The 16,334-nt window shown below is 67.0% G+C and carries 18 protein-coding genes; 7 read left to right on the forward strand and 11 right to left on the reverse strand.

Annotation, left to right across the window (positions count from 1 at the left end):
• The first annotated feature begins 101 nt into the window (after positions 1-101).
• From AC3A5K_RS11455 to AC3A5K_RS11480, 6 genes are read left to right on the forward strand one after another with little or no spacing between them, the layout of a single operon-like run.
• Positions 102-2,879, forward strand: a complete 2,778-nt coding sequence (locus AC3A5K_RS11455) for a monovalent cation/H+ antiporter subunit A (RefSeq protein WP_487617643.1) — start codon at positions 102-104, stop codon at positions 2,877-2,879.
• Complete coding sequence (locus tag AC3A5K_RS11460; RefSeq protein WP_487617644.1) at positions 2,879-3,247, forward strand: Na+/H+ antiporter subunit C; 369 nt, start codon at positions 2,879-2,881, stop codon at positions 3,245-3,247. Before AC3A5K_RS11455 ends, AC3A5K_RS11460 begins: the two co-directional genes overlap by 1 nt.
• Positions 3,244-4,773 (forward strand): monovalent cation/H+ antiporter subunit D, encoded by a 1,530-nt coding sequence (locus AC3A5K_RS11465; protein ID WP_487617645.1) that lies wholly within the window; start codon positions 3,244-3,246, stop codon positions 4,771-4,773. The genes AC3A5K_RS11460 and AC3A5K_RS11465 overlap by 4 nt, the downstream gene beginning before the upstream one ends.
• Positions 4,770-5,255 (forward strand): Na+/H+ antiporter subunit E, encoded by a 486-nt coding sequence (locus AC3A5K_RS11470; protein ID WP_487617646.1) that lies wholly within the window; start codon positions 4,770-4,772, stop codon positions 5,253-5,255. Before AC3A5K_RS11465 ends, AC3A5K_RS11470 begins: the two co-directional genes overlap by 4 nt.
• Positions 5,252-5,521 (forward strand): K+/H+ antiporter subunit F, encoded by a 270-nt coding sequence (locus tag AC3A5K_RS11475; RefSeq protein ID WP_487617647.1) that lies wholly within the window; start codon positions 5,252-5,254, stop codon positions 5,519-5,521. Before AC3A5K_RS11470 ends, AC3A5K_RS11475 begins: the two co-directional genes overlap by 4 nt.
• Positions 5,518-5,904 carry a monovalent cation/H(+) antiporter subunit G gene (locus AC3A5K_RS11480; RefSeq protein WP_487617648.1) on the forward strand — a complete coding sequence of 129 codons (387 nt, stop codon included), beginning with the start codon at positions 5,518-5,520 and terminating at the stop codon, positions 5,902-5,904. Before AC3A5K_RS11475 ends, AC3A5K_RS11480 begins: the two co-directional genes overlap by 4 nt.
• Positions 5,905-5,916: 12 nt before the next feature.
• Here AC3A5K_RS11480 and mnhG read toward each other — a convergent pair whose 3' ends face one another.
• The 10 genes from mnhG to AC3A5K_RS11530 form a co-directional block, all read right to left on the reverse strand.
• Positions 5,917-6,249, reverse strand: a complete 333-nt coding sequence (gene mnhG / locus AC3A5K_RS11485; RefSeq protein ID WP_487617649.1) for a monovalent cation/H(+) antiporter subunit G — start codon at positions 6,247-6,249, stop codon at positions 5,917-5,919.
• Between the two features lies 1 nt (position 6,250).
• Entirely contained in the window at positions 6,251-6,529 is a 279-nt protein-coding gene (locus AC3A5K_RS11490; RefSeq protein WP_487617650.1) for an MrpF/PhaF family protein, read from the reverse strand.
• Complete coding sequence (locus AC3A5K_RS11495; protein ID WP_487617651.1) at positions 6,522-6,869, reverse strand: Na+/H+ antiporter subunit E; 348 nt, start codon at positions 6,867-6,869, stop codon at positions 6,522-6,524. The genes AC3A5K_RS11490 and AC3A5K_RS11495 overlap by 8 nt, the downstream gene beginning before the upstream one ends.
• Positions 6,866-8,326 carry a proton-conducting transporter transmembrane domain-containing protein gene (locus AC3A5K_RS11500; RefSeq protein WP_487617652.1) on the reverse strand — a complete coding sequence of 487 codons (1,461 nt, stop codon included), beginning with the start codon at positions 8,324-8,326 and terminating at the stop codon, positions 6,866-6,868. The genes AC3A5K_RS11495 and AC3A5K_RS11500 overlap by 4 nt, the downstream gene beginning before the upstream one ends.
• Positions 8,323-8,712 (reverse strand): sodium:proton antiporter, encoded by a 390-nt coding sequence (locus tag AC3A5K_RS11505; RefSeq protein WP_487617653.1) that lies wholly within the window; start codon positions 8,710-8,712, stop codon positions 8,323-8,325. Before AC3A5K_RS11505 ends, AC3A5K_RS11500 begins: the two co-directional genes overlap by 4 nt.
• An 11-nt stretch (positions 8,713-8,723) precedes the next feature.
• The gene (locus tag AC3A5K_RS11510; RefSeq protein WP_487617654.1) at positions 8,724-9,155 is read right to left on the reverse strand and encodes an MnhB domain-containing protein; all 432 of its coding nucleotides are present in this window, start codon (positions 9,153-9,155) and stop codon (positions 8,724-8,726) included.
• Positions 9,152-11,437 (reverse strand): hydrogen gas-evolving membrane-bound hydrogenase subunit E, encoded by a 2,286-nt coding sequence (gene mbhE, locus AC3A5K_RS11515; RefSeq protein WP_487617655.1) that lies wholly within the window; start codon positions 11,435-11,437, stop codon positions 9,152-9,154. The genes AC3A5K_RS11510 and mbhE overlap by 4 nt, the downstream gene beginning before the upstream one ends.
• Before the next feature lie 123 nt (positions 11,438-11,560).
• Positions 11,561-12,238, reverse strand: coding sequence for a potassium channel family protein (locus tag AC3A5K_RS11520; RefSeq protein ID WP_487617656.1), 678 nt, complete (start codon positions 12,236-12,238; stop codon positions 11,561-11,563).
• Positions 12,231-13,481: a TrkH family potassium uptake protein gene (locus AC3A5K_RS11525; protein ID WP_487617657.1), complete on the reverse strand. Its 1,251-nt coding sequence runs from the start codon at positions 13,479-13,481 to the stop codon at positions 12,231-12,233. The genes AC3A5K_RS11520 and AC3A5K_RS11525 overlap by 8 nt, the downstream gene beginning before the upstream one ends.
• Positions 13,482-13,690: 209 nt before the next feature.
• Positions 13,691-14,329, reverse strand: coding sequence for a hypothetical protein (locus tag AC3A5K_RS11530; RefSeq protein WP_487617658.1), 639 nt, complete (start codon positions 14,327-14,329; stop codon positions 13,691-13,693).
• A gap of 129 nt (positions 14,330-14,458) precedes the next feature.
• On the opposite strand from AC3A5K_RS11530, the gene AC3A5K_RS11535 reads away from it, so the two are divergent.
• The gene (locus AC3A5K_RS11535; protein ID WP_487617659.1) at positions 14,459-15,016 is read left to right on the forward strand and encodes a hypothetical protein; all 558 of its coding nucleotides are present in this window, start codon (positions 14,459-14,461) and stop codon (positions 15,014-15,016) included.
• On the opposite strand, the gene hmgA is transcribed toward AC3A5K_RS11535, so the two are convergent.
• Positions 15,013-16,326, reverse strand: coding sequence for a homogentisate 1,2-dioxygenase (gene hmgA, locus AC3A5K_RS11540; protein WP_487617660.1), 1,314 nt, complete (start codon positions 16,324-16,326; stop codon positions 15,013-15,015). The two genes, AC3A5K_RS11535 and hmgA, sit on opposite strands and share 4 nt — an antisense overlap.
• Between the last annotated feature and the right edge of the window lie 8 nt (positions 16,327-16,334).

Consider the following 16,334-nt stretch of genomic DNA (forward strand, 5'->3'; position numbering starts at 1 on the left):
ATCGGCCCGCCTGCACGATCTGCCCACGCGCTTCGGGTAAACTGCCCGGCCCTTGCGTGACCCGCCGGCCAGCTGGCCGACCTGCCTCCACAAGGAGCCCGATGCTCGAACTTCTCTTGGCCCTGCCCTTCGTGCTGGCGCTCGTTGTAGCGCTGTCCGCGAATGCGTCACGGCGCACCGTTGCCTGTCTGGCCGGCCTCGTGCCGTTGCTGGGTCTGGGTGTATTGGCCCTGCTGGCCGGTGACGTCTTCGACGGCACCATCCTCAAGACGCAATACGCGTGGATTCCGGAAGCCGGGCTGGATTTCAGCCTGCGCATGGACGGGCTGGCCTGGACGTTCGCGTTGATGGTGCTGGGCATCGGCGGGCTGGTCGTGCTCTACGGCCACTACTACCTGTCGGCCAAGGACAGTCCGCGGCGGTTCTTCACCTATCTGCTGCTCTTCATGGGCGCGATGCTCGGCATGGTCATCGCCGGCAACCTGCTGCTGCTCGCGGTGTTCTGGGAACTGACCTCGATCAGTTCGTTCCTGCTGATCGGCTTCTGGTCGCACCGCCAGGACGCCCGTCAGGGCGCACGCATGGCGCTGACGATCACCGGCATGGGCGGCCTGGCGCTGCTCGGCGGCGTGCTGCTGATCGGTCGCATCGTCGGCAGCTACGACCTCGACGTGGTGCTGGCCTCGGGCGATCTGATCCGCGCCAGCCATCTGTATCCGTGGGCGCTGGGCCTGGTGCTGCTGGGCATCTTCACCAAGAGCGCGCAGTTCCCGTTCCACTTCTGGCTGCCGCACGCGATGGCCGCGCCGACGCCGGTGTCGGCGTACCTGCATTCGGCAACGATGGTGAAGGCCGGCGTGTTCCTGCTGGCGCGCCTGCATCCGGCGCTGGCCGGCACCGACCTCTTCTTCTATGTGGTGAGCGGCGTCGGCGCGACGACGCTGGTGATGGGCGCGTGGTTCGCGATCTTCCAGCACGACCTCAAGGGCCTGCTGGCGTATTCGACGATCTCCCACCTCGGTCTGATCACGCTGCTGTTCGGCCTGTCGACCGAGATGGCCGTTGTCGCGGGCCTGTTCCACATCCTCAACCACGCGATGTTCAAGGCCTCGCTGTTCATGGCCGCCGGCATCATCGACCACGAATGCGGCACGCGCGACATGCGCCGGCTCGGCAACCTCAGACGCCTGATGCCGATGACCAGTGCGCTGGCGATCGTCGCGTCACTGGCGATGGCCGGCATTCCGCTGCTCAACGGCTTCCTGTCGAAGGAAATGTTCTTCGCCGAGGCGCTGGAGATTGGCGGCCACGGCACGATGCGCTGGGTGATCAGCATCGCGGCGCTGCTGGCCGGCGTGTTCGGCATCGCCTACAGCCTCCGCTTCGTGCACGACACCTTCTTCGGCCGCGGCCCGCGTGCGCTGGACGTGGTGCCGCACGAGCCGCCGCGCTGGATGCGTATTCCCGTCGGCGTGCTGGCGATCCTGTGTCTGGTGATCGGCATCATTCCGGCGCTGACCGTCGGTCCGCTGCTGCAGACCATGGCGCGCGGCACGCTCGGCGCTGCGACGCCGGAGTTCAGCCTGTCGGTGTGGCACGGCATCAACCTGCCGCTGATGATGAGCGTCGCCAGCCTGGTGTTCGGCGTGCTGCTGTACTTCGGCCTGCGCAAGCTGCTCGACTTCCATGCCGTGGTCACACGCTCGACTGGCCGCAACATGTTCCACGTCAACCTCGAGGCGCTGTTCGCGCTTGCGCGCCGCTTCACCGCGCGCGTGGCCAATGGCAGCCTGCAGCGCAGTCTGTTCTGGTTGCTGTTGGTCGCGATGCTGCTGGCTGGATGGCCGATGCTGGGCAGTGTCCTGTCATTGCTGTCGGACGCGCCCGCGCCGCGGACCCTGGCCCCGATGGGCTGGATGATCTGGGCGGTCATCGTGGCCGCCTCGATCGGCACCGTAATCATGCACGGCAAGCGCCTGACCGCATTGATCGTGATCGGTGGCGTCGGGCTCGCGGTGAGCCTGATGTTCGTCTATCTCTCCGCGCCCGATCTCGCGCTGACCCAGTTGCTCGTCGAGATGGTGACGATCGCGCTGATGATGATGGCGCTGAACTATCTGCCCACGCAGTCCAAGATCTCCCGTCGTCCGATGCGCAAGCTGCGCGACATCGTGATTTCGATCGGCGCGGGTGGTGGGCTTGCGGTGTTGGCCTATCTGATGATGCTCACGCCTGCCGACACGGTGTCGAGCGAGCTGCTGGTGCGTTCCTTGCCCGAAGCCTACGGCCGCAATGTGGTCAACGTGATCCTGGTCGACTTCCGTGGCTTCGACACGTTCGGCGAGATCGTCGTCTTCGGCACCGCGGCGATCGTAGTGCACGCGATGCTGCGCTTCGCACGTCTGCAGCCTGACGAGCGCACCGTCGGCCCACCCGCCCAGCTCTCGGTGGCCGCCGATCTGACCCAGCTGCTTTTCCCGCTCGTGTTGACCATGTCGATCTACCTCTTCCTGCGCGGGCACAACGCGCCCGGCGGCGGCTTCATCGCCGGCCTCGTGTTCGCAGTACCGGTACTGGTGAAGTACGTGCTGCAGGGCGCGCGCGCAGTCGAGGCGACGTTCGGCTTCGATTACCTGCGCGGCATCGGGGTGGGCCTGCTGCTTGCTGTCGTCGGCGGGGTGGGGTCGTGGTGGTTCGGCCTGCCGTTCCTGACCAGTGGCCACCTCGACGTCGAACTGCCGGTCCTCGGCGTGTTGCCGCTGGCCAGCGCGCTGGTGTTCGACACCGGCGTATACGTGGTGGTGTTCGCCGGCGCCTTGCTGATGCTCTCCACCATCGGCACCGCGCACCAGCGGCAACCTGCAGGAGCGACGTACTGATGGAGTTCGCGATCGCCACCGCCATCGGCGTGCTCACTGCCTGCGGCGTCTACCTGCTGCTGCGCGCCCGGACGTTCGATGTGATCCTCGGCATCACCCTGCTGTCGTATGCCACCAACCTGCTGATCTTCGCATCGGGCCGGCCCGTGGTCGGCAAGCCGCCAGTGCTGCGGGACGGCGTCGCCCAGACGCTCGCCAACTACACCGATCCACTGCCCCAGGCGCTGGTCCTGACCGCGATCGTCATCGCGTTCGCGATGACGGCGGTGACCGTGGTCGTCGCGATGCGTGAGCATTCCGACCTGCATACCGACCACGTCGACGGCAAGGAGCCCGACGACGCGCCTTCGACGGAGGACCGGCGATGAACCATCTTCCGACCGCGCCGATCCTGATCCCGATCGTCACCGGGGCGGTGCTGCTGCTGCTCGAGCGCACGCATCGCACATCGGTGCTGCGTCTCTGGGCCTGGCTCGGCACTTCGGCGCTCGTGGCCGCGAGCGTCGTGTTGCTGCTGCAGGTGCAGCGCGACGGCATGCTGGTCTACCTGCTGGGCGACTGGCCGGCCCGGCTTGGCATCGCGCTGATGGCTGATCGCCTCTCGGCGATGATGGTGATGACCACCGCACTGCTCGCCGTGCCCTGCCTGCTCTATGCCTGCGCGGGCTGGGACAAGCGCGCCCTGCACTTCCACGCGCTGTTCCAGATGCAGTTGGCGGGTCTCAACGGCGCGTTTCTCACCGGTGATGCGTTCAATCTTTTCGTTTTCTTCGAAGTGATGCTCATCGCGTCCTATGGCCTGCTGCTGAGCGGCGCGCGCGGTGCCCGGATCAAGGCAGGCCTCCACTACGTGGTGTTCAACATCGCCGCGTCGGTGGTGTTTCTGCTGGCGCTCGGTCTGCTGTACGGCATGCTCGGAACATTGAACATGGCGGAGATGGCGGTCCGAGTGGCCGAACTCGGCGAGGAGGAGGCGCTGCTGGTGCGCGCCGGCGCCGGCCTGCTGCTGCTGGTGTTCTGTGCCAAGGCTGCCCTGCTGCCACTGTATCTGTGGCTGCCGGAGGCCTACGCACGCGCGCCAGCCGCGGTCGCCGCGCTGTTCACCATCATGACCAAGGTCGGCCTGTATGCCGTGCTGCGCGTCGGCACGCTGGTGTTCGGCGCGGGCGCAGGCCTGCTCGCGGATTTCGCCTGGTCCTGGCTGTTGCCCGCGGGTGCGGCGACCCTGGTGCTGGCGGCGCTCGGCGTCGTCGGTGCACCGCGGCTGCGCATTGCCGTGGCTTATCTCGTGCTGATGTCGGCAGGCATGCTGTTCGTCGCATTCTCGCTGGGGACGGCGGGCGGTATCGCGGCCGGCCTGTACTACCTGCCGCACAGTGTCTTCGTCACCGCAGCGCTTTTCCTGCTTTCCGACATCATCCAGCGCCACCGTGGCGGTACCGGCGACTACTTGATGCCGATCGCCTCGATGCCCGGCAAGACGCTGCCTGCGATCCTGTTTCTGGTCGCCGCGGTGTCGGTAACCGGCCTGCCACCGCTGTCCGGGTTCATCGGCAAGCTGCAGCTGCTCAATTCGGTGCCTGAAGCCGTCATCGGCTGGGTCTGGGCCGCCGTGCTCGGCAGCGGGCTGATGGCGCTGATCGGGCTGTCACGCAGCGGTACGCGCCTGTTCTGGCGCGTCGACCCTGCGCCCGTAGGCGTCAAACCGCCGCCGCTGCGTCGCTCCGAGCTCGCCGCGACGATGCTGCTGATCGGCTACGGCATCGCGATGACGGTATTCGCGAGTCCGCTGCTGCGCTACACAGAAGCGACGGCGGCGCAGTTGCTCGACACGGATGCGATCATCGAGCGCGTCGGCGGCACGACACCGCTGCTGCGGGAGCCCTCGCGATGAGACGCCTGTTTCCCTCCATCCCGCAGAGCCTCATGGTCTTCGCCTTCTGGCTGCTGATGGCCGAGGACTACAGCCTCAGCGCCATCGCCATGGGGACGCTGCTCGCGTTCCTGATGCCGCTGGTCGCTGCGCGTTTGGAACGTGAATTCGCACAACTGGGGCGCCTGGGCATTCTGCCCCGCCTCGGTGTGATGCTGATCGGCGACATCATCAAGGCGAACGTGACGGTGGCGCTGCAGGTGCTCAACCGCGAGTCCAGACTCAAGTCAGATTTCGTCTGGGTGCCGCTGGACCTGACCAACATTCACGCCATCTCCGCACTGGCGGCGGTCATCACACTCACGCCCGGCACCGTCACTGCGCAGCTTTCGGCCGACCGGCGTTATCTGTTGATCCACTGCCTCAACGTGGACGATCCGGAGGCCACGATCGCCGACATCAAACGGCGTTACGAGGCACCGCTGAAGGAGGTTTTCCCATGATCGAGATCGCCATCGTGGTGGCGCTCCACGTCGTCGGGCTGTCGATGCTGCTCGCGCTGTGGCGCCTGCTGCGCGGCCCCACCGCGCCGGACCGCATCCTTGCGCTGGACACGCTTTACGTCAGCACCATCGCGCAGCTGATCCTGTTCGGGATGCACCTCAACACGGAGATCTATTTCGAGGTCGCGTTGATCATCGCCATGCTCGGCTTCGTGGGCACCGTGGTACTGAGCAAGTACGTGATCCGCCGGGACATCGTCGGATGAGCACGCTGGTCGACATCCTGCTGGTCCTGATGCTCGCGGCCGGCTCGTTCTTCATCTTGCTCGGCGCGTTCTCGCTGGTGAAGCTGTCGAGCTTCTTCCGCCGTATCCACGGCCCGACGAAGGCGAGCGTGCTCGGCGTGGGCTGCATCCTGATCGTGTCGATCGTCTATCACATGCTGCACGGTGCCGGCTTCCATCCGCGCGAATTGCTGATCACGCTGTTCGTGTTCCTGACTGCGCCGGTCAGCGCGATCCTGATGTCACAGGCCGCGCTGTCGCGGATGGACAGCGACAAGCCACTGGATCCGTCGCACACGCCCGATCCGGAGGCGCCGGTTAAGGAAGACGCCGACAACCGCAACCGGCGACGCGACGGCCACTGAGCGACTGTCGCGTCAGTCGGCGCGGTCGTTCGTTACCGTACCGGTTTCGGCATCCACGACCTTGCGCAGATCCTCAGGCCGATATGCGTGACGCGTGGCCGCTCGGGCCAACATGTGCGATGCGACCGGCAATGTAATCAGCAGCATCAGCAGAATCACGGCGATACGCCCCCACCAGGCGGCGTCGTTGAACTGCACACCCACGCCCAGCAGGATCAGGCCCAGCGCGAGGGTCGCGGATTTGGTCGCCGCGTGCTGGCGCGACAGCGCATCGCGGAGCAGGAACAGGCCCAGCGCCGACACCAGCAGCAGCACCACACCGAGCACGATCAGGACGGCGGCCATCTCAGTCTCCGTCCACAGGCGAGGCATCGATCAATCGCGACCAGACGATGGTCGCGACGAAGCCGACGACCGACAGGCCGATCGCCACGTCCAGGAACAGTACCCGGCCACTGACCAGCGCCGCAGCGGCGGCCAATGCGATCGAGGCGGAGAAGACAACGTCCAGTGCGACGACGCGATCCGCCTGAGTCGGGCCGCGCAGCAGGCGCGCGAGCGCGAGGAACAGGGCGCCTAGCGCACCGGCCACGATCGTCGTGGTCATCCAGCCTCCCTCAAACATGGTGCTGCTCCTTTGCGGGAAACATGCGCTGCAGCGGCGCTTCGAATTCCTTGCGGATACCGGCCACCGCGCCGGCCGGATCCGAGGCGTCGAGCATGTGCAACAGCAGCTCGCCGCGCGCCGTGTCGACATCGACCGTGGTCGTACCCGGTGTGAGCGTGATCAGGCAACCGAGCACGGTGACGCCAACATCGTCGAGATTCGAGTAACGCATTCGTACGAGGGCGGGAACCGGCCGACGACCAGGCCGGACGATCCACCACGCGGTGGTGAAGCCGGACACGACCACTTGCCACAGGAAGCGTGCGGCCAGCTTCAGCAGCTCGATGACGAACCTCACGGCGTGCCTCCCATCGCACGCGCAGCCGCCTCGGCGAACATGTAAAGCGGCTGCGGCATCAGGCCGATCGCCACGGTGATCAGCGCCAGGCCGATCGTCACGCACCACGCCGGGCCCAGGCGTACGCCCCCCGGCAGCGCCCAGTCGCGGTCCGGGTGCGGCGACCAGAAGGCTTGCATCCAGATCTTCATCATCGAATACAGGGTCAGGAACCCGACCAGCAGTGCGGCTGCCGCCCACACCGCATGCCCTTGGGTGATCGCTTCACGCACGACGATGTACTTCGCCCAGAAGCCCGACAGCGGCGGAATGCCGACCAGCGACAGCGCCGGCACGAGGAACAGGACGCCGAGCCACGGCCGGGTCTTCCAGAGGCCGCCGACCCGGCGCAGGTCATAACTGCCCGCGAGCGCGAACACGATCGCGCCGATCAGGAACAGGTTCGCCTTCACCACGATGTGGTGGAGGATGTAGAACACCGTGCCGATGGTGCCCTGCGTCGACGCCAGCGCGATACCTAGCAGCATGTAACCGATCTGGCTGACGATGTGGAACGAGAGGATGCGCCGGATATCCCAGTGGTACGCCGCGCCAAGCACGCCGGTGACCATCGTCGCCACCGCGACCCAGCCCAGCGCTTCGTAGGCAATGGCCGGCGTCACGACGAACACGTCGGCGAGCATGCGAAGCACCGCGTAGACGCCGACCTTGGTGAGCAGGCCGGCGAACAGCGCCAGCAGCGGCGCCGGCAGGGTGTGGTAGCTCGAGGGCAACCACGCGAACACCGGGAACGCGCCGGCCTTGATCAGGAACGCCAGGCACACCAGCGCGATCACCGGCATCAGGCGCATCGGCTCGACGCCCGCGGCCGCGCCTGCGAGCGCGTCGTAATTGACGTGCCCCGTTAGCGCGTACACACCGGCGATGCCGATCAGGAACAGCAGCGTGCCCACTGCGTTGAGCACGAAGTACTTCAGGGTGGCCTCGAAGTGCCGTCGCGCCATGCCCAGTGCGAGCAGGCCCAGTGACGCCAGCAGCATCACTTCGAACCACACGTACAGGTTGAACAGATCGCCGGTCACGAACGCGCCGCCGACGCCGGCCAGCAGGGCGTGCACGAGCGGGTGCAGGGTCGGCCCCTCCGGCGCGGGATCGGCGTCCGAGCGCTGGAACACCAGTGCCGCGACACCCATCAGCGCGGTGATCACCGCCATGCTCGCGCTCAGCGGATCGACGACGAACTCGATGCCGTACGGCGCATCCCAGCCGCCGAACGCACTGCGCTGAGTGCCGTGTTCGATCACCGTCACCAGAAGAGCGAGGGTCGAAACCAGTAGCGCGGTTGCGCCGACCAGGCTCAGCTGCGCCACAAACCGCGGACGGGTATGGAACAGCGTTGTGAGCAGCGCGAAGGCTAGCGGCACGACCACGGGCGCGGCGACGAGGAACCCGTTCATGCGCGTTCTCCGTCGTCATCGCGGTCATCGAGCACTGACGGCTTGCCGTCGGCGCCAGACGGTGGTTCGGCCACGTCGAGTGCATCCGCATCGCTGCGGCCGCCGGACTGGCGCACGACGAGCGCCAGGATCAGCGAGAAGCACGTCAGCGCAAAACCGATGACGATTGCCGTCAGCACCAGCGCCTGCGGCAATGGATTCGTCCCGCCGACCAGCGCGACCGATCCAGCCTCGATCACCGGCGGAGCGCCGCCCAGTCGGCCGGACACGAATAGCATCAGGTTGGCGGCCGCGCCGACCAAGGAGACGCCTACTACGATACGCAGCAGGTTGCGCGACATCGCAAGAAACAGGCCGGCCGCAAGCACCGCGCCGATGGCGATCACCAGCACCCAGCTCATCGCGCGTCCTCGTCGATCGCGACCGCGCCCGCGCACAGCCCGCCGAGCGCGCCCCAGACCGCCGCGAACACACCGATATCGAACAGCAGCACAGTCGAAAGCTTCAGATCGGTGAATCCGAGCGGCACGCTCGCCCACAAATGGGTCATGTACGGCATTCCGAGCCACAGCGCCGGCACGCCACTGAGCAGCGCCAGCAGGACGCCCGCGCTCGCCATGCGCATGGCACCGCCGGGCAGTTTGCCGAGTGCGGTATCCGCGCCATGCGCGACCGCCAGCATCGAGGTCGCCGAGACCGCGACCATCCCGCCGATGAAGCCACCGCCCGGTTCGTTGTGCCCGCGCAGCAGGATCCACACCGACATCAGCAGCATCAGCGGATAGATCATCCGTGCCGCGACGACCAGAATCAGCGCGCGCGGCGTCACGGTGTCTCTCCCTTCGGCGCGCGCCGACGCAGCAGCGCGAGCAGCGGCAGCAGTGCGAGCAGCGCGATCGCGACCACTGCGATCTCGCCCATGGTGTCAACCGCGCGGAAGTCCACAAGGATCACGTTGACCACGTTGCGCCCGTGCGCCTCCGGATAACTGGCGGTGGCGAAGAAGTCGGGCAGCGTCGTGTCGAGCGGACCGGCCATGCCGCTGAGCAGCACCAGCATCAGCACGACCGCGCCCGCGACCGCCACCAGCGCCCGCGGCCAGACCGGCGCATCGTCGCCCGCGTCGACACCGAGGCGCCGCATGCGCAGCAGCACCGCGGCGATCACGACCACGAAGGCCACCTCCACCGCGAACTGGGTGAACGCCAGATCCGGCGCCGCGAGGAACAGGAACATCAGCGCCGAACTCAAGCCGACGAAGCCGGACACCAGCAGCATCACGAATGCGTCGCGGATCAGGCACACCCCGATCGCGGCGACGATCATGGCCACCGCGGCGCCCGCGACGGCCAGCGACGGCGTGTCCATGACCGGCATCGACAGGGGCGCCGCCCACCAGAGCGGCAGCGCGACCGCGGCCAGCAGCGACAGCACGAGCAGCAGCATCGCCGTGGTCATCCGCCCGTTCTGCAGACGACGGGTGCTCGCGGCGGCGAGCGCAGGGATCGCGGCCATCAGGCGGTCGTACCAGGCGATGGCCGATACGGTGTCGACGCGCAACAGGATGCGTTCGATCAGGCGATGCAGGCGATCCCAGAACAGGAACACCACCGTACCCAGCGCCGCCGCGATCGCGATGGCGGTCCAGGCATGGAAGTGCGTCACCGCCATCTCGACGCCGTCAAAATCGGCGGTGGGATCACGCGACGTCACGGTGCCGCCGATCAGCGGATCGAGCAGCCAGGGCAGAATGCCGAGCGCGATGCCGAGGGCCGCGACGATCAGCGGCGGCCAGCGCATCGCGAGGCCGGCCTCGTGGATGTCACCCGGAATCCGTTCACCACCGCGGTGCCAGAACACGCGGATCGCCGCCACGGCGGCCACGGCCACGGTGACCGCGTTGACGAACACACTGCTATAGCTGATCCAGAACAAGGCACCGCCGTCGGTCTTGGCGATGTCGATCAGGTCCTTGGCCACGAAGCCCATCGAGAACGGCATGCCGGCCATCGAGACCGCCGCCAGGGCCGCCGCAGCCGCGGTCCACGGCATCCGCGGTGCGAGGCCGGCGATGCGACCGATGTTACGGGTGCCGGTGCAGTGATCGATGTTGCCGGCCACGAAGAAGAGCGGGGCCTTGTACAGGGCATGCGCCAGCAGGAACGTGCCCATGGCGGCCGCCGCGGCGTCGCCCGGCAGCCCGACCAGCATCACCAGCGTGCCGAGCGCCGACACCGTCGACCAGGCGAGGATGCGCTTGAGGTCGCGTTCGCGCAGGGTGAGCAACATCGCCCACGCGGCCGTCGCAGCACCGACCGGGACCAGGATCTGCTGCCACAGCGCGAGGTCGTCGAACGCGGGATCCAGCCGCGCGAGCAGGTAAACGCCCAGCTTCACCATCGTCGCCGAATGCAGGTACGCACTCACCGGCGTCGGCGCCGCCATGGCGTTCGGCAGCCAGAAATGGAAAGGCAGCTGCGCCGACTTGGTGAACGCGCCGATGCACACCAGCACGATCGCCGTGGCGACGCGCGGATCGTCGCGCCATTGCGGCGCGGTTGCGATCAGCTCGGAAATCGTCAGCGTGCCTGCGATGTTGCCGAGCACGATGAACCCTGCCAGCAGCACCAGACCGCCACCTGCGGTCACCATGAGCGCCTGCTGCGCGGACCTGCGCGACGCCTCGTACTCGTGCTTGAACCCGACCAGCAAGAAGGACGTGAGGCTGGTCATCTCCCAGAACAGAAACAGCACCAGCAGATTGTCACTGGTGACGCAGCCCAGCATCGCCACCATGAACAGCAACAGGCACACGAACAGGCGCTCGCGCTGTGCCATGCCGGCCATGTATCCCCCCGCATACACCATCACCATCGTGCCGATACCGGTGATCAGCAGGACGAACTGGAGCGCGAGCCCGTCGAGAAGGAAATGGAGGTCGATTCCGGCAGAAGGAAACCAGCGCGCTTGGAGCGTCAAGGCAGGCTGGTCGCCAATCAGCTGGTAGAGCGCCAGGCCGAACAGCGTCAGCGGCAGGAGGGCCAGCCAGCCGAGCCGCGACGCGCGATGCTGGGGCGGCGACGAAGCGCTGTGGGTCTCGGCCTCGGCCATAGGTCTCCAGACACGGATGTAAAAGAAAAGCGCCCGGACGGGGCCCGGTCAAGCAACCGATGGTACCAAACGTGCTGTTTTTGCAGGAAAGCGCGACATCAGCGTCGGGTGTTCGCGATGCGCTCAGGTCAACGCGGCGAAGCGTTCCACGCGGTCGGTGGCGCCAGACACGATCAGGATGTCGCCCGATTCGATGATGGTGTTCTCGCGGGCATACGCGAAGTCGGCCCGACCGCGCTTGTATCCCACGATGGTGACGCCGTAGCGCGTCCGTAACGCTGATTCAGTCAGGGTCTTGCCGGCGGCTTCGCGCGGCGCACGCGTCTTGGCAATCGCGAATCCGTCATCGAATTCAATGAAGTCGATCATCTTGCCGGTCACCAGATGCGCGACCCGCTCACCCATCGCCGCTTCCGGATACACGACATGGTGCGCGCCGGTGCGCTGCAGGATCAGCCCATGCTTGTCGCTGTTGGCCTTGGCCCAGATGTCGGGCACGCCGATTTCCTCCAGGGCAAGAACCGTCAGCACGCTGGCCTCGATGTCGGAGCCGATACCAACGACGGCACGTGCGGTCTCGTGAACGCCGAGCTGGCGAAGGGCCTGCACGCTGGTGCTGTCGGCCTGCACGACGTGAGTCAGACGGTCAGCCCATTTCTGGACGGTATCAGCGTCCTCGTCGATACCCAGAACCTCGTGACCCAACCTCAACAACGACGTCGCCACCGCGCTGCCGAACCGGCCGAGTCCAATGACCACGACGCCATCGTCGCGCCTCACATTCGAGTTGCGATTAACCAACGATGGGTTGCTCCTCTGGATAGCGATAGGCAGTAGGCGCCCGGCGGAGTGCCAGTGCGGTTACCAGCGTCACCGAACCGACACGGCCGACGAACATCAGCGCGACGAGAATAGCCTGCCCAGCCGGTGGCAGGTCCGCGGTGATGCCTGTCGACATGCCTACAGTCGCCGACGCGGAGATGGCTTCGAAGATTGCATCTTCGACCGCCACATCCGTCACGCTCAACAGGCCGAGCACGCCGAACGCCAGCACCGTGAGCGCCATCAGCACCACCGCCAGCGCCAGCCGCAGCGTCTGATGCGGCACACGGCGCCGGAAAACCACGGTGTCCCGGCTGCCGCGCACCTCGGCCCAGACTGCATAGCCCAACAGCATGAATGTCGTGATCTTGATGCCGCCGGCAGTGCCGGCACTACCGCCACCGATGAACATCAGCACCCAGTTGACCGTCTGCGTCTCCACCTGCATCGCGCCCACATCGACAGTGTTGAAGCCTGCAGTACGGGCCGCGACCGAATGGAACATGGCACCCAACACGCGTTCCGCTCCCTCGAGTCCGCCGAAGGTGGCGGGATTGCGCCACTCGTAAAGCCCGATCAGCAGAGCACCTCCGCCGAGAAGCAACCCGCTGCCATAGAGGGTGAGACGGGTGTGCATCGACCACCGGCGCCAGTCGAGCGGGCGCCGCCGCAACTCGTTGAGCACGGGGAAGCCGAAGCCCCCGAGCAGGACCGTCACGGTGATGGGGACGATCACGAAGGCGTCGCCCGCCCATCCCGTCAGACTGTCGGATCGGGTAGAGAACCCAGCGTTATTGAACGCGGAGACCGCATGGAAAAATCCGTCCCACAACGCCTGACCCCAGGATGCGTCGTAGCCAAATCTGAAGCGGAGCGTCAGCATCAAAGCAAGAACTGCTTCCACGACCAGGGTCAGCAGCAGGACGAGGCGCAACACGTCGCGCAGATCGCCAAGTTGCACACCGCGCGTCTCAGATTGCACCGCAAGCCGCGACTCCAACCCGAGGCGACCGGCCACAAAAAGACCCAGCACGGTAGCCCCGGTCATGATGCCGAACCCGCCAACCTGGAACAGCCCCAGAATTACCCATTGACCGAACAGCGACCAGTACATCGATGTATCGACGACCACAAGGCCCGTCACACACACTGCCGACGTCGCGGTAAACAACGCGGTGAGCCAAGGCGCAGCTTCCTCGCCCGCGCGTGACACGGGCAGCATCAGTAGACAGGTGCCTAGCGCGATCAGCGACGCGAAACCCAGCGGAACCAGACGCGCAGGATGGCGTAAACCTCGTGGCAAGGGCTTGTCCGTGACGACGCGACGATTCGTGCGGCATGCATTGTAGGCCGGTGATGCCAGGCACTTCAGCGCCCCCTCCTACAGCCAGCTGCCCTGCGATGCTGCCTGGAGGGCTTGCACCTGCGATTTCAGCCGCAGCCTTCGACGTAATCGACCTGCGGCGGCGTGCCGACGCGCCATTCGGTGACCTTGCCCGACGGGTCGGTCTCGAACACCAGCGCGTTGTCGCCGTCGCGCACGCGCAGGTACTGGGCACCATCGACGTACTTGTGCGGGGTGGCCTCGAGTCGACCGGTGTACAGGCGCTCGATCTCCGCGCGGTCCATGCCGACCTTGCCGCCACCCGGGGCCGCGTAGCCGTCATTGCGTACGTCGATCCGCGAGAAGCGGTCGCCGTCGATCATGAAGGCGATGTTGTAGCCCGCCGTGCCCAGCGGCTGCGGCGTCAGGTAATAGCAGCCGCCCGGCTCGGCCGGCTGCGCATCGCCGAGGTCGTTGCCCCAGGCCATGCGGACCTGTTCCTGGTCGGCGCCGAATGTGGCCGGGCCGAACCCCTGGAAGGTGATGACGTCCTCGACGACTTCCGGAATATTGCTGCCGGCCGCGTTCGTGGGCGGAACCGGTGCGTCCGTGGCCGAGACCGCAGGCGCGGGTTCGGCCTGTGCGGTGGGCGCAGGGACGCCGGGATCGGCGGGTGGCGCGTCGCGCTGGCAGGCAGCGAGGGCCAGGACGGCGATGGCAGGCATGATGAGCTGGGCACGGCGCATGGGCATCTCCTCGAAGGGGTCGGCTGCGAGACTAGCGCGGGCGCGTGAACGGCCGGTTCCGGCGCCGCGGCTGTCATCGGGGTTTCATCGCGGCTTCCCATGCTGCAACACCTCTGCAGGAATGCCGCCGTGCCCGCGCACAAGACCGATCTCGCCCGTCAGGCCCTGGCCTCGCATGGCGCGGCGCTGGACCTCCGGCAGCGCCGCGCGCTGATCCTGTGCGACGGGCGGCGCACCGACGCCGAACTTGTCCGCCTGCTCGGCACAGATACGCCCGCGCTGTTGCAGCAGCTGCGCAGCGCCGGCTATCTCGAAAGCCTCGAGTCCGCGCACGAGGTGCCGGCGGCCGTCGCTGCCGCCCCGACGGCTGTTGTGATGCCGACACCCACCGCGTCGGCACCGGCCGCGCGTCGCCGCTCGCTCAGTGCGGCGCGCATCTACCTGCAGGGCATGCTCGACCTGCAGCGCGCGCCCGCGGCGCAGGCGCTGCGCACGCAACTGGTCGGCGCGACGGACGAAGCCGCGACGATCGCGGCGATCGTCGATATCCTCGCGGCGTTGCCGGCGATGACCCGGCCCGGTTACGCGCAGCGGGTCTGCGAGCGCGTGGCCGAAGTGATGCCGGAAGCCCATCTGCCGGCACTCGCGGCGCTCGACCTGATGCCCGCCGCCAGCGACGTCGCCTAGCGCGTCCGGAAGTCCGGACGCAGCCCCTGCCACACCGCCTGGTAGTCGACCTGGCGATGCGCGGCCGCCAGTGCCTGCAGGGTCGGCCGGATCACCGCACGCGTCTCAAACATGAAGGCCATCGTCTCGGCAATCACGTCGGGCTTCGACAGGTCGGCGGCGCTGGCCTTGTCGAAGGTCGCCGCGTCCGGACCATGCCCGCTCATGCAGTTGTGCAGCGAACACGCGCCGGGCGCGAAGCCGTCGGCCTTGGCGTCGTACTGGCCATGCACCAGACCCATGAACTCGCTGGCGATGTTGCGGTGGAACCACGGCGGCCGGAACGTGTGCTGCGCGACCAGCCAGCGCGGCGGGAAGATCGCGAAATCCATGTTCGCGGTGCCCGGCGATTCGCTCGGCGAGGTCAGCACGGTGAAGATCGACGGATCGGGATGGTCGAAGCTGATCGAGCCGATGGTGTTGAAGCGGCGCAGGTCGTATTTGTAGGGCGCGTAGTTGCCATGCCAGCCGACGACATCGAGCGGCGAATGGTCGATCGGCGCCTGCCACAGGTGGCCCTGGAACTTGGCGATCAACTTGAAGTCGCCGTCGATGTCCTCGTAGGCCGCCACCGGCGTCAGGAAGTCGCGCGGATTGGCCAGGCCGTTGGCGCCGATCGGACCGAGATCCGGCAGGCGCAGCGCGCGGCCCTGGTTCTCGCACACGTAGCCGCGGCTCGGCCCGTCCGGCAGTTCGACGCGGAAGCGGATACCGCGCGGGATCACCGCGATCTCCTGCGGCTCGACCTCGAGCACGCCGAGTTCGGTCGCCAGCACCAGGCGTCCCTGCTGCGGCACGATCAGCAGTTCGCCGTCGGCGCTGTAGAAGAAACGATCGGTCATCGACGTGTTCGCCGCATAGACGTGGATGCCCACGCCCTCGTGCGCGCCGGCGCCGCCGGTGCCGGCCACCGAATACAGGCCGTCGATGAAATCGACCGGCGTTTCCGGAATCGGGATCGGGCTCCAGCGCAGCTGGTCCGGCGACACCGGGCCGCGATCGAAACCGTCGTGGAAATGTCCCGCGCAGCCGGGCGCCTGTTCGAACGGCACGAAGCCGCCGTGCATCACCGCAGGACGGATGCGGTAGAGCCAGCTGCGCCGGTTTTCGCCGCGCGGCGCGGTGAATGCCGTACCCGACAACTGTTCGGCATAGAGCCCATGCGCCACGCGCTGCGGCGAGTTCTGACCGACCGGCAGCGTGCCGGGTTCGGCCTCGGTCGCGAATTCGTTGCCGAAGCCGGACATGTACGCCGGAGTGGATGGAGTCATGGCGCGTT

Source organism: Luteimonas sp. Soil_C_5 (genome assembly GCF_057656615.1).